Annotated in this window: 8 protein-coding genes; all 8 read right to left on the minus strand. The window is 55.0% G+C overall.

The window, feature by feature from the left end; translation table 11 throughout:
- Positions 1 to 427: 427 nt before the first annotated feature.
- Positions 428 to 1,516, minus strand: coding sequence for a hypothetical protein (locus CSQ93_RS08400; protein ID WP_099377681.1), 1,089 nt, complete (start codon positions 1,514 to 1,516; stop codon positions 428 to 430).
- Positions 1,516 to 3,192 (minus strand): AAA family ATPase, encoded by a 1,677-nt coding sequence (locus tag CSQ93_RS08405; protein WP_099377682.1) that lies wholly within the window; start codon positions 3,190 to 3,192, stop codon positions 1,516 to 1,518. Before CSQ93_RS08405 ends, CSQ93_RS08400 begins: the two co-directional genes overlap by 1 nt.
- Positions 3,189 to 4,565: a restriction endonuclease subunit S gene (locus tag CSQ93_RS28780; protein ID WP_158301176.1), complete on the minus strand. Its 1,377-nt coding sequence runs from the start codon at positions 4,563 to 4,565 to the stop codon at positions 3,189 to 3,191. The genes CSQ93_RS08405 and CSQ93_RS28780 overlap by 4 nt, the downstream gene beginning before the upstream one ends.
- Positions 4,562 to 6,016 (minus strand): class I SAM-dependent DNA methyltransferase, encoded by a 1,455-nt coding sequence (locus CSQ93_RS08415; RefSeq protein ID WP_099377683.1) that lies wholly within the window; start codon positions 6,014 to 6,016, stop codon positions 4,562 to 4,564. The genes CSQ93_RS28780 and CSQ93_RS08415 overlap by 4 nt, the downstream gene beginning before the upstream one ends.
- A 42-nt stretch (positions 6,017 to 6,058) precedes the next feature.
- On the minus strand, positions 6,059 to 9,562 hold the full coding sequence (hsdR, locus tag CSQ93_RS08420; RefSeq protein WP_099377684.1) for a type I restriction-modification system endonuclease: 3,504 nt from the start codon (positions 9,560 to 9,562) through the stop codon (positions 6,059 to 6,061).
- Positions 9,563 to 10,098: 536 nt separating this feature from the next.
- The gene (locus CSQ93_RS08430; RefSeq protein ID WP_158301177.1) at positions 10,099 to 11,904 is read right to left on the minus strand and encodes an AAA family ATPase; all 1,806 of its coding nucleotides are present in this window, start codon (positions 11,902 to 11,904) and stop codon (positions 10,099 to 10,101) included.
- Complete coding sequence (locus CSQ93_RS28785; RefSeq protein WP_233516112.1) at positions 11,894 to 12,349, minus strand: ABC-three component system middle component 2; 456 nt, start codon at positions 12,347 to 12,349, stop codon at positions 11,894 to 11,896. Before CSQ93_RS28785 ends, CSQ93_RS08430 begins: the two co-directional genes overlap by 11 nt.
- The gene (locus CSQ93_RS08435) at positions 12,339 to 13,376 is read right to left on the minus strand and encodes an ABC-three component system protein (protein WP_158301179.1); all 1,038 of its coding nucleotides are present in this window, start codon (positions 13,374 to 13,376) and stop codon (positions 12,339 to 12,341) included. The genes CSQ93_RS28785 and CSQ93_RS08435 overlap by 11 nt, the downstream gene beginning before the upstream one ends.
- Positions 13,377 to 13,562: the final 186 nt, after the last annotated feature.

Raw genomic sequence — 13,562 nt, forward strand, 5'->3', positions numbered from 1 at the left:
ACTGTGCCGTTACACTCGGTGTAGCATTTCAGTACAGACCTATCTTTCATGCAGTGCATTCTAATTAGTTTCACGTTGCAGGCGATGCGTCGCTAACTACTAAGTACTAACCAAAAATTTACGGTGAGTTCGGCACCGAAACCTTGCATCAGATACAGGCTGCTCGACGACGTGGACAGCTTGTGTTCGAGCAGCCCCTTTGCTTGACCGGCGGCTGTCGCCCCATAGCTGACGTCGGTAAGCGCCTCGGATCAGCCCCCCTAAAGGGTCGGCTAAATTGGATTCGCGGTCACAGGCCGCAAGCGCCGGTTTTGAATTTGTATTTCCGCTTCGCTCGAGCTGATTTCATATTTACTTCAGCTGCGTACCCACTGCTTTCCTAACAGTCACCAGCGCGGGGTGGGCTATGCAAAGAGATCGGTGTTCACTAGAAGAACAGCGCCTCCATATCCTGAATCGCTTGGGGCGTGGGAGCAGTAGCCTGATGCAAAGCCGCTCGGCTTCTTGGATTCATGCCTCTTACCGCTGCGAAGACGCGCGCACGCCAGTAGTTGAAGGGCGTCAGCCTTTGTGCTTCGGCTTTGGCAAGCCCGGCGTCGCGGAGTTTCTCCAAAAAGGATGCATCGTCAGGCGCGCGAGCATCCTCGGCCAACTTTGCTCCCAATTCTCTGAACTCGCCCTCCACACGAGACTTGATCTGATAGACGTCATCCCAGGTCGCGAGCTTTTCTTGTCGATCAGGATCAGTGCTCCCGAAGTTAACGACCACGCGCGGAAACAGATCGTGCGCGTCATCTATAACCACCTCGATCTCTTGCAACGACACACTTTCGGTCCACGGCGAAAAGCTGAGGCGACGGGCCCCATCCTTGAGAAGCAAGTCTTTGGCCAGCTTGGCCTTGGAGTTGCAGGTGCTACAGATGGGCAGCAAGTTCTTAGGATCGACTCCGTATAGCGGGTACAAGTCTTTTGCCAGAAGGTGGTCGTACGGGCCGCGCCACTGCTCGTTGTCGTTCTCGTCAGCCCGAACCTGAGCAAGGTATTCGGTACCGCAAACGCAGCACACATTGCCATTACCTGGCGCATTGGCGTGACGGAAGCGAGCGTAGTGGTCGTCAATGCATTCACCACATGCCTGCTCCACGCCTCTGAGCTTCGCCGTGCGTTGAAACAGGTGAACTGCGAGAGTCTTCAAGGCGGGAAATATTGCATCAGGTATGGGTAGCAGCGGCTCTGTTCGATCAGTCAGGAATGTGCAAGGCTCTATGTTGAGTGCCAGTGAGTCCTTGAGGGCTTGCTTCTGCCGTTGATGAAGCGCTGACAAGTTCGCCACCAAAGCGTCAATCGCTGCACAAGTCGGCGGATTTCCAGTTACTGCAGCGCATAGGCTGGCTGGAAGGTCTGTTTCGTCGACTTGCCGCCCCTCAAGCGTGGCCAGCATCGTCTCTCTAAGAAAGCGATTGAGTCCGTCGAAAACCTTGGACTGCTGAAGATTGGGGCTGATCGCAAACAGCATCAGCTGGCCCGCAGTTTGTTGATGAGGTACGAGCGTTCCATCGACTCGCCGACGGAATCTTCAAGCCATTCCAGCTTTTGTTCGGTTGTGAGTTGAGGGTTTTGCAGTCGCTCACGAATTTCGTGGACAGCAGTCTCGGAGATCGTTGCACGCAGGTTGAAGTGCTTTTTGATCAGCACGTCAAACGATGCGCCAAAGGTTTCTCCAGGCGGATTCATCATGTCAGTCACGCCGTTGACCTTCTTAAAATGGAACACCGCTTCGCGAGGCAGTGAAGAAACCAGAAACGGCGAGTGCGAGGAGATGATGGCCTGAGCTTTTCCATTGGCCTCATTCGCCTTTTCAAAGTCCAAGTGGAATCGGGTGCGCCAGCTTGGGTTCAGGTGCGTTTCGGGCTCGTCGTAGAGGAACAGCGTCTCATCGTCCCCGAAGAGTCGCACGGCACCCAGTGTCAATAGAAGCTGCACTTCTCCGTCGCTCAAGTCGTCAAACGCGATACTTCGCTCGCCATCAGACATCCATAGCTCCTGCACAGAAAGTGGGAGCTTCCCTTTCAGCGGCTTCTCTACATGGCCTTGAAAATTATCTCGTCGCAGCTCGCGCTTCACGATCCCTGACCATTCATCGCCCCCCAGAAGTTGAAGCTTGTACAGGGCCGAGAACCATTGGTCGGGTTCTCGCGAGTCGTCAGCCATCCGACGGATGACTTCCGGGTCTAAGAAATCGATCTCGATGTCGCCGGCCAAGTAGTCCAGTTCCAGCAACTCATACTCGGGCTCGCTAGTTCGTGGGGAAATCGGTGTACACCTGTTTGGCCCCGCCAATTCGATTAAGCGCTTGATGTCGCGAGTGTTGTCTGAAGCGGTCGCTTGGCCACGCAGGTCGTACCTCAACACCACGCGCGCTGGATGGCGGAAAGGGATCTCATTCCACACCTCGTCACGATCAGCATACGGAAGCATGCCGAGTGTGGCGATCAGCAGCGCTGCGCAGTCATAGTCGAGGAAAAGGTTTCTGGGTACCGCCGTGTCTTTCTCGCGTAACCTGAAAAGACCCGATTCACGGTCATGCCCTTCGGCAGCGAATATTCCCGGGCTACGCCTGAGATAGCGCTCATTGATGGCCAGCGTTGCCCTTTCATCCACTTCGGGCTGCGCAAGCTCCTTCTTCAAGTTTGCCCGGACCCGAATCACGTCAAAGTACTGAAGCGCATTGCGCATGAAGGGTCGTTGAAGGTTCTCGGACATGCCTGAGGCGTATCCGATGACCCGCGGTAGCGTCAACTCTTCCAATGAGCCATCTGCCGTGATCTCAGTCCATGCCCCCTGGGCCGACTGCGCAACACCATCGCGAGGCTGGGCAGCCAGCTGATGCACCGCAATACGAAGACGATCCCGCGTGTCTACGGCGAACCGGCGCAGACCTTCGTAGCGAGACGATGCCATCTCGTACCTAACGCGGAAGTCATACCCCAGCGGCCCACGTACCCGGAAGTCCTGTCGCTGTCGACGTTCAAGGAAGGCAAAGGCTTCAGCGATGAGTTCCATCACCTGCGACTTACCCGAGCCGTTGGTGCCGATGAGGACGGCCACGTCACCCTTCACCGATGAGAAGTCAAAGGCCTGATCCCTCAGGCCTTTGTATTGCCCGAACAGGTCAATCGACAGCAGTTTCATACGGCGCTCTTCCGCCCGCGCTTCGCACTGGTCGACGTTGCTTCCTGCTGCAGTCGGCGTAGCAGTTCACTGGCCGGTTCGTCATTAGGGTCTTGCGGCACCAATTCACCACGGAAAGCCTTGGCCAGCAGTGCCGGGCTCAGGCGCTCGGTGGCGGTCTGCGCGGTTCGCAGGCGGCCTTCGAGCCGGTCGGCAAAGGCGAACAGACTTTCGACTCTACGAATGATCTCAGACTGTTCTTCGCGACCTGGAAGCGGATAGGAAATAGCATTGAGGATTGTCTGATTCAAAAACAACCTTGTGCTTCCTTTGCAGAGCTCATCGACCTGCTTAAGTACCTGGGTACACCCAAGAAATAGAAATACAAAGTAGTTTGGCTCGATAATAGCTTCGTCCAGCACGACCCGGATAATGTTCGTCGAGAAACGCAACTCGCCTAGCCCCGCCGGTATGACACACACCTCGCCAACTGTTCCAGATCGAGAGATGATCACATCCCCCGCCTGAAGGTCATATGCTGAAAGCTCCAAGGCTTTTTCGGGAGTGATGCGAATTTTCGATCCCGCAAGGAACTTGCCGTGATCAATATTCTCGATACCTACAACCTCGATGCCTTGAGCAACGTGCTCGGATTTCGAAAGAAGAGTTCCGAACGGGCCTGTCTTTAACGGCGTTCGGACCTTCGAAAGCAGGTGTGCCATCTGCTTCGCACTAAACGGTGTCTCTTTGACTGCGTCTGATGCAGCCTTCATGCCGTGCGCGGTGCGCCAATCCTCAGTCAACCGCCCCGAGGTGGCGGCGGCAAGGACGGACTGGCGGAAGCGTTTGAGGAAGGTGGCTACACGGGCCAGCCGAATATTGACGGCGTCCACACGGGTGAGGACGGTATCGAGTTTGTCGACGATGCGTTTTTGCTCATTGCCAGGAGCGATTGGCGCCACAAAGGACCGGACATCTTTCCCACGGACTGCCGGGTAGAGGGCGCCCTGCACCAGCGAGTTCATTGCATCCACGAAAGCACTTGTCCGAACTAGGTAGCCGAGCCACCTAGGATCAAGACCTGGGGCTCGCAAGACCTCAAAACCCGTTGAGGCAATCTGGCCATCTAGCGATTGGTCGACGAGCGCGACCGCGTTCAGATTGGGTCTAGTTGTTGACACAATCGTGTCACCAGCCCTAATTCGCTTCCGGGCGCGCGAAGGCGCGTCTTTGCCTAGAAGGCGTTGCGGCGCAATGACCTTCTTTTTGAAGCGATCAACCGACCCGATGTCGACGTAGGTGAACTCCATGTCAATTGCAGGGGCAACTTGTTCTGTTTCAACGCATACCGAACCAATCGGAGCTCGTGCCCATGAGGAAGGGAGTTGGCTCATTGCTGCTCCCCCAGCTCCGCCAAGATCTCTTCTAGTTCCGCCAACGCACCGTTCAACTCGTCGACTGCCTCTCGCGCCAACACCGCCGGCTCGGGTAGGTCGGCAGCATCTTCCGCGTTCTCGTCCTTGAGCCAAGCGATGTCCAGGCTATCGCCCTTTTCGCTGGCAATCCAATCGCGGCGGAAACGGCGGAAACGGCCATGTTCGTCCTGTTCATGCCGCGTGGCCTTGCCGTTGGGCTCGTCCCCATACGCGGCGATGAAGTTGGCAAAGTGCGCCTCGGTAAGCGGGGTACGTTTGCCGAACTTGGGGGCGTTAGCGCGCATGTCGTACACCCAGACTTCTTGCGTGCTGCCGGTGGCGGCCTGGCTGACCTTCTCAAAGAACAGCACGTTGGTCTTTACCCCCTGGGCGTAGAAGATGCCGGTGGGCAGACGCAGGATGGTGTGCAGCCGGCACTTATCCATGAGGTCGCGGCGGATGTCGGCGCCCACGCCGGCCTCGAACAACACGTTATCGGGCAGCACCACGGCGGCACGGCCACCGTCACGTAGGTGGCGCACTATATGCTGCAGGAAAGCGAGTTGCTTGTTGCTCGTCGCAAAAGTCAGGTCGTCACGCGTGGGCCCGCCACCGCCCTTGGCGGTACCGAAGGGCGGGTTGCTGAGGATGATGTGGCTCTTGGGCAGGCCGCTGCCCGCACTGCCCAATGTATTGCCAACGTGCACCACGCCCTCATCGTCGCCCTCCATGCCATGTAGCAAACAGTTCATGAGTGCCAAGCGGCGGGTACCGGGTACTAGCTCCATGCCCAGGAAAGCATCGTTGCGTTGGAACTTGCGCTGCTTCTCGCTGAGGTTGTATAGGTCGTCCTTCTGGTCCTTGATGTAGCGGTCCGCGGCAATCAGGAAGCCAGCCGTGCCCGCTGCCGGGTCTTGCACGGTCTCGCCCGGCTGCGGCTTGATGACCCGCACGATGGCGTCAATCAACGGGCGGGGCGTGAAGTACTGTCCGGCGCCGCTCTTTGTTTCGGTGGCATTCTTTTCCAGCAGGCCTTCGTACAGGTCGCCGAGGCCGTCCTGCCGGGCGCTGAACCAGTCAATGCCATCAAGGCTTTTGACCAACTGCTCCAGGTGCCGGGGTTCCTTCAGGCTGGTCTGCGCGTCTGCGTAGATGGCAGCGATCAGCCGGTCGTCGCTGTCCGAAAGCCTGAGCAGTGTCTCGCGGTAATGGCGAAGTAGGTTCAGGCCGCTCTTGTCGCGCAGCTCCGGCCAGCGGGCAAAGGGCGGTAGCTTGTGAGCCTGAAGGATGCCGCTTTCGGTGTTCTCGTACTCCATCTTGATAAAGAGCAGCAACACGAGTTCGGTGACGTAATCGCTGTAGTTGATGCCGTCGTCGCGCAGCACATCACAAAGATTCCAGAGCTTTTGGACGATGTCTTGGGTGGTCATTTTTGAGTTTTTTTATTCTGTTGAGTGTTAAACGTTGAATTGTTAGGCGGCACGTGGCCAGAGACCGGCAGCCAACGCCCCCATCACACTGTCAAGCTGTCCGCCCAGCAGTTTGTCGAGCTGCTTCGCACCACCGTCGTTGGCGAAGGCGTTGTTGACGAAGGCTTGGTCGATGACCAGTTCGTGCGTGAGCTGTTTGGCCAGGCGGTCAAGCCATTTGCGCTGTACCGGTGTCCAGCCGTGTAGGGCGTAGATCTTCAGCATCGCCTGGGTCACCCGCTGGTCGAAGGGCAGCAGAGCTTCACCCAGCGCAGCTTGGCGGATGTAGGCGATGACACCGGCAGCGATGTCCTGGTTGCTGTGCTTGCGCCAAGCAGCCTTGAGGCTGGCTTCGGAGTAGCCAGCACCGTCGAGCAACAAGCGAACCTCCTTGAGCTGTTCGCGAGTGAGGTCCCTCGGGCGGTTGACGACCGCGGCCATGGCGACCGACTGGTTGACTTGCGCGCGCACGAAGTGGCTGAAGCTGTCGAGGTAGTCCTCGGGCTTGGCGTACAAGCCCCAACTTTGGCTGCGTTCCCGTAGCTCGTCGGCATGTGCGGCGATGACAGGCATGTAGGCAGTGCCTAGGAGCTGTTTGACCTCGGCAAGTTGCAACAGCAGGCGTGTGTTGTGGCGCAGAAAATCGGCTGCCGCCTGGGAGCCACGCTCCTGCCCGAGCTGATGCAAGTGGCGGTGCAGTTGCTGCGGCGGGACTCCCCATTGCTGCTCCAACTGGTCTAGCTTTTCTTTCAGGGCCGGCTTCTTCTCGGCCTTGTGCGCAGCATCGCGCAGAACGCGCATGAGCTTCTGGTTGAGCTGGTCAAGCACATCGTCCGCGTGGCTGCGGCCGGGAGCGCTGCCTGCGGCCTCGTGCGCGGCCGGGTTGTTCAGCTCTTCGAACAACTGTTCCAGCGTAACCTTAGGGTCCTTCACCAACGGCTGCATGGTGTTGACGGCCTGCAGCGAGGCGTACAGGTCTACCGGGTCGTAGATCTTGAAGACGGTCTTGCCGATCTCGTCGCAGCGCCGGGTGGCGCGTCCAATCATCTGTTCGTACAGGATGCGCGAACGCACCCGGCGCATGAAGACTAGATGGCAGATGGGTGGCACATCGATGCCGGTGGTCAGCAAGTCCACCGTGATGGCGATGGTGGGGAAGCGCTCGTTCTTGTAGCGACGGATGAGCTGGTCGACTTTGTCGGACGCACCAGTGATTTTTTCCACTGCGGCTTGGTTGTAGTGGTCACCGTACACAGCCTTGAAAGCGTCGCCCAACAACCGTTTGACCATGTCGGCATGCGCATCGGTGGCACAGAAGATCATGGTCTTCTCTTCGCCCATAGGGTCCAGCTCTTGAGCGAGCTGTTCACAGATGACGCGGTTGAATGGTTCGCTGATGACGCGCTTGTTGAAGCTTTCGAGCTCGAAGTGCAGTTCGTCGTCCAGCTCGGCAGTTTCGATTTCGCCGGTGCCAAGGTTGATGGCCTCAACCAGTTGGCCGCTGTCGAAGTGAATGCCGTGCTGGCTCAGCAGGGTCTGGTAGCGAATGGGGGGCTCGTGGTCGATGAGCCAGTCGTCCGCCACGGCTTCACGGTACGAGTAGGTGTAGACAGGTCGGCCAAAGATGTCGGTGGTGTGGCGCGCCGGAGTCGCAGTCAGCCCCACCTTGACGGCGTCGAAGTAGTCCAGCACGCGCCGGTAGGTGGAGAGGTACTGGGCCTGGTCACGCAGGGCGAGTTCACCTTCAGTCATGTCCTGATCCAGCGTGTAGCCGCGGTGGGCTTCGTCAACGATGATGCAGTCGAAGGTGTCCAGCGGAGGCGGGTTGTCGCTGCCGAAGATACGCTTGACCATGGCCTGCACCGTTGCCACCTGCACGCGGGTTTCGGCCTCGGCAGCCATGTCGCCGAGTTCAGCGATGTTGTAGATCTTGGACAGGGGTTGGCTTTGCTCCAGCGGTGCTTCATTGAAGGCATCGATGGCCTGATCGCCCAGCGCCGTGCGGTCCACTAGGAACAGGATGCGACGGAAGCGCTCGGTCTTGAGCAGGCGGTAGATGAGGCCGATGATGGTGCGCGTCTTGCCTGTGCCGGTGGCCATGGCCAGCAGGCAGTTGGTCTGCCCGGCGGCCAGCGCGGCTTCCACCGCGCCGATGGCTTTTTGCTGGTAATCGCGCAGCCCTAAGTAGGCAAAGCTTTCCTGTTGCAGCTTGGCTTCCGCCTCGGCCTTGTTGCGGCGGAGCTGGTCGAGCAAGCCGTCAGGTGAGTGGAAGCTTTGCAGCGGCTTGGCCAAATTGCCCTGGTGGCGCAGATCGCGGAACCAGGTGCCGCTGGCTTCAGGGCTCTGCTTGACCAGCGGGCGGCCGTTGCACGAGTAGGCAAAGGGCAGATGAAACACGCCTCCCTGACCGTCGGGCCATGGGCCCAGGCGGCCTTCAGCCAGCCAGGCGGCTTCGTGCTCGTGCCCGATTTGCAAGCCGCGTGCGTAGCGCTCGGCCTGGCCGATCTTCCCGGCGACGTTGACGTTCAGGCGCTTGGCCTCGACCGCTGCAATGGGCATGAGACCAGCGAACAACACGTAGTCGGCGCCCTGCTTCCCCGCAGTGGGCCACTCGGCAATCGCCAGGTTGCGGTTACGCTCCGGCCGCGCACCCTTGGCGTGCGTGAGCGCGTGGGTGTCGGCCTCCCAGCCAGCGTCTTTGAGCATCTGGTCGATGAGCAGGCGCGTAGACGCTTCGTCCATCGCCACCTTCTGTGCAGCCTGTGTGGCGCGCTGGGCAAAGGCCTGAATGTCCTGTGAGCTCGGAATGGCTGGTTGGGCATTGGCGGCTTTCAGATGTGCGTCAAATTCGGCCTTGAGGGTGGCGTAACGGGCGCTGGCCTCTTCGGCCAGGCTTTCGTAAACGCTGCGCTCTTCTGTTGCCCGTTCGGCCAGTAAGCGCTCTTGCGCCGCTTGGGCAACCAGAAGGTCGGCCATCAGAGCGTTGGCTGCCTGTTCAGTCTGTGCTTCCTGAAGGTGCTGCGTGAGGTCGGCCACTTGCTGCTGCAGCGCGAACAGCCGCTGGCTGGGATCGTCCGGCAAAATGAAGGGACCGGGCTTGAATTCTGGGTTGCTGCCGAAGATTCGGTGGAACCACAGCGCGATTTCACGCGCGACCTTCAGCGCCTCCAAGCCCTCACGGAAACCGATGCGGTGATCTGCCTGATGCGCAGCCTCGTTGCCTCTGTGGCGCAGCAGATGGAACATCTGTCGTACTTGCGGATCCAGTCCCAGACGCTGGTCCACTGCGCGCAGCAGCTCGGCCTGGGTGGGTTGAATCAGGCGGACACCAACCCGGGAGGCCACATCCTGCGTGATCGACTCGGCTAACAACCGCAGCTTGAGCACGCAACTTGCCGGATCAAAAGGATAAAGCAGCTCCGCCGTCGCCCCAAGATCAGCGAGCAACGGGCTGTGCTCAGCTAGAAATCCGAAATTGCTGAGTCCTTGCGCGATGCCTCTCACCATTGACCTTTTGCTCCCTTGAGTCCTTGCAAGCTGGTTCGCCCGCGGTGTTTGGTGGAGTTACCCTTTTACAACGCTCTTATGCCCGCTTGCGGCGTCCGCCGCCCCTTCACTTCGAATACCTCGCGATCTGCAGTACTCGAGCACCATGAACTCGACCATAGATGCCAAGCTGCGCCGCTCCTGCTCAGCGGCGGCGACCAGCGCAGTCTTCACATCCGGCGGGACTCTAACGCTAACAACCTCTGTCTTCGTGACGGCCACGAGCTGCTCCTGTGTGAAAAACGCTAGCGTTTTGCCAAGTATATCAGGAATGGTCTTTCCGGCCAACAAGTCATCGGCATTGGCGCGCTCTGCGCAAAGAACCATGGCGCGCGCATGTGTGTTCGGGCGCTAACTGAACATGGCTGCCGGCCGGGACATGCTGTACGCATGTCGATCATTCCGTTACCCAGGTAATATAAAGCAAGGAACGCGCAACGACGAATCGTTGATGAAAGGTTTCGGCACCGCTTTCACAATAAATTTCGCCTGACTACTTAGTTCACCGGGAAGAAACCATAACGCCCCAGATTATTGTTTCGCGTAAAGTGCTGGTAATTCATTGACGATAGAAGATCGACCTCGGGCTCTTGGTTATCGAAGATGATGACTTGATTTTCCGTATAGGCATCGCATAGATCTCGATACACAGAGTAGACCATGTTCGGTTCAATCGATTCGTCTTCCTCTCCCTGCTCGATATCTGCCGGTTTATACGTTGTTAGCGGGGAGTCGAGAACAACAAATCCAGGGTGCCTGTTCGAAGGCATCAAAGTTTTCATCAAACCTAGTACAAATGCAGAGAACGCGACTGCACGATAGCCCTTTCCGAAGTCCTTACGAGGTGTTCCACCGATCTCCAGGTCCCGCGACTTGTCCAGGAACTTCGTAGGTGAGTAATCTGGAAAGCCCCAGCGCTTCAGAATGTCTTCAACGTTTTCTACGAAATGGGTAAGCTGTTCAGAGAAATCGTCAATCTCATATGCAGCTCTTTCCTGAGGTTCATAGCTTCGCAACCGATCCAGTTCGACTTGCGCTGCATTGCGGCCCTCAAGTCGAGCAAGCGAGGCAGCTAACTCCGTCTTCTTCTGCGAATGTTCGTTCTTAGAAAATACCAGTTGGTTCAACTTTTCGCCGACATCTGCTTGCAATTCAGCATCCATCTCAGTAACACGAGTCTTAATTCGCTCGACATTAGAGAGACCGCTGCCAATCGTCTCATCCAATTGCACGATTGCACCCTGCAGGTCCTTCATCTGTACTTCAATCTTGTGCGCCTCGGCATGCGCACTTTGGAGCAAGATATCAACGTCCACATCCGTCGTCGCTTCATCAAAATGCGAACCGCATGTAGGACAACTTACCTGCCCATAGTTCTCGAGTAAAAGAGCGGCTTCAGATAGACCCACGACGCGCGAGCGATCCGATTCGTACTTTTCCATGAGTAAGCTAAAACGCTGTCTCAAAGCCTTGGCGTCGCCGATCTCGTTCTCAACGTTTGCTGCGAGCATGAGCTCATCTTTACGTCGCTGCAGAAATTGCCCCTTGGATAGAACCAACTCCTGAATTCCTGTATCAAGAATTTGGATGGATCGGTCAAGCTTGGAGATTTGATCTTGAATCTCTACTGTAGTCTGCGTCGGAGTTGAAACCTCTGGGAAAATGAGCTGCATCAGCGCCTCTAGCTGCTTAACCCTTCGCTTTATCGATTCGGCGCTCTCGTCAGTATCGCGGGTATCTTTTGCACGGCTCTCGTCAGCTCCGGTGAGCAGCGTTTTTAGAAGTGACTTCTCAAGAGTGGTGTCTGTCCTTTGCCCAGTACCCAATGGCGAGTAACGAGCAACAATGCGGTCTTCGTCCACTACAAAGATCGGCTCAAGAGTACGCAGCGATAATGCACGGGTGGTGTGGTTTTCTTTACTGTAGAGAAGAAGTTTGTTATTGAGTCCAATCTTCGATAGAAAATAGTTGGAGAGATTCTTCAGATCGGGTTTATGACGCCCCTTCAAAACGACTTGCTGGCCGTTAGCTGTCGTTACCGTGGTTGGGGAATTTAAAAAAAATTGACGTGAAATTTTGAACGATTCAGTGCCTTCTTCCATCGTCAAAATAACATTATTATAGCCATTAGATTCCTTTATGGATTTCGGAACAGCCGAGGCTCCTAGTGCGAATTTAAAGCATTCAATCAAATAAGATTTTCCTGTATTAGAAGGCCCAGCAACCACGTTCAATCCTTTCGAAAAATAAAGGACTGCCGGTCTAACGTTTTCGCCAACTACTTCAATAGACTTAATTATCATTTTTTTGGAAAGACCTGTGTATATAACCAATACGCTGACTATCGATTAGATCAAAATTTTCTTCTAACCAAAACAGATTAGTCCATAAATTTCTAAAATATTCAGATTTAAGACAACCGACGTATTGCGGGGTATTCTCGGATGCCTTGAAGAAAACTCCATCAGAGTTCGCCACAGACGAAATCAGACCCTTGCTAATAAACAATTTTAACGCAGCAGGAAGAATTTCTCTTCTACGAATAATCTCAGCTACTTTGTTTGGTAGATCAGTATGAAGATTTAAGGGGCCACCAAATTCTTTTGAATATAATAAAACATAGTCAAAGAAAACTAGCCTATCAAGATCCAATGCTCGTTCAGAGAAGCAGGTCAAAATGAAGCTAGCTCGAGTTGCAAGCTCGATTCTGCTATTGAAAATTGATATAGGAAAATTGTCACTCATCATTTTTCCAGACAAATTTCTTATCATTAACAATGTGATGCACTAGACCCTTTTTGTCCTGGATCTTCATATAAAATTTTAGGGGGTGGGATTCGTATGATATCTTTGAAGTGGCCTCACATACTTTCAAATACCTAGTATAGCCTTCTGCATAAGTAAGGTTGACTGTAGGTGATATCGCCTCATAACACTCTTCCTTAAGTTCTTGGAAGCTACTTGGCGGCAACCAATCTCTAGAAAATAAATCAAGCGATGTGGCACAAAAGTAATTGTTCCGTGCGCTGTTAAATTCTATGTTCAGTTTCTGATGTCCCGGTAAAGAAGCCAAGTCCACAGGGAATTTTTTATAATCAGAGAATGCGTCCAAAAGCGCCTGCACATACGTCTGCTCCACCCCCCAGTCAACATCCACAGGAGCTGCCGCTGGCGTTGGGCGCTTTCGTGAATAAATTCCAAATCGAATCTCGTGATATGGTGTCGATCTATGTAACTCGATCAATCTGATTGGAGGAATATCATCGAATATAGTGAAATCAACGGATTCCTCGATATACTTTCGTAAGTCGGCGGTTAGCTCCACTTCAGCCGTTGACGTGATCTTATTTTTGATCGACTTTTCCCAGCGATCTAGAACTTCTTGCTTTAGGCTCTTTCCAGTCCTATCATTAATAACTTTAATTAGATGAGTACTACTTCCTTTCGGTGAAACAAAATAGTACTCTTTCGGAAGATAATATTCTTTAATATAGCTATAATAGATGAGTTTACCTACCTCTAGGGCGACATCAGCCACACTTAACTTATCGCTATAGTGTTTGCATTGGTAATTTACCCAGCCAGTCGCGGTATAGGCGATTACATCTCGCCCCATATCGCCGCCACCGCCGCACCGAACAACCTTCACATACTTGTCTTTAATGCAGGAAACAAATTCAAGGGTGAAGTCCTCCCAGGTATCCTCATCCCAGGTCGTCAATCTAACCAATGGACTAATAGGGGTTCCTGTCGCAACCGCTAGTGCCGTAATCATTTCACTGGGCTGTGAAGGTTCTGGTATGGCCGTCTCGGCACTTGGCACTAGTGAGTTAGGTTTCATAAACCGATAGGTGGGAATGGATCGAAGCAGATAGCGGCGCTCCCGCATAACTCAGGGAATTAAATTTAAGTGATCGCGGCAGTATTTTACTTGTTGACGCTCAGCAAATTCTATCGAAAT

Origin of the sequence: Janthinobacterium sp. BJB426, from assembly GCF_002735705.1 — a bacterium.
GTDB lineage: Bacteria > Pseudomonadota > Gammaproteobacteria > Burkholderiales > Burkholderiaceae_D > Janthinobacterium.

Bases quoted from the DNA above. Each gene is read 5' to 3' on its own strand.
- CSQ93_RS08405 (WP_099377682.1), bottom strand. From the start codon at position 3,192: ATGAAACTGCTGTCGATTGACCTGTTCGGGCAATACAAAGGCCTGAGG.
- CSQ93_RS28780 (WP_158301176.1), bottom strand. From the start codon at position 4,565: ATGAGCCAACTCCCTTCCTCATGGGCACGAGCTCCGATTGGTTCGGTA.
- hsdR (WP_099377684.1), bottom strand. From the start codon at position 9,562: ATGGTGAGAGGCATCGCGCAAGGACTCAGCAATTTCGGATTTCTAGCT.
- CSQ93_RS28785 (WP_233516112.1), bottom strand. From the start codon at position 12,349: ATGATGAGTGACAATTTTCCTATATCAATTTTCAATAGCAGAATCGAG.
- CSQ93_RS08435 (WP_158301179.1), bottom strand. From the start codon at position 13,376: ATGATTACGGCACTAGCGGTTGCGACAGGAACCCCTATTAGTCCATTG.
- CSQ93_RS08430 (WP_158301177.1), bottom strand. From the start codon at position 11,904: ATGATAATTAAGTCTATTGAAGTAGTTGGCGAAAACGTTAGACCGGCA.
- CSQ93_RS08400 (WP_099377681.1), bottom strand. From the start codon at position 1,516: ATGCTGTTTGCGATCAGCCCCAATCTTCAGCAGTCCAAGGTTTTCGAC.
- CSQ93_RS08415 (WP_099377683.1), bottom strand. From the start codon at position 6,016: ATGACCACCCAAGACATCGTCCAAAAGCTCTGGAATCTTTGTGATGTG.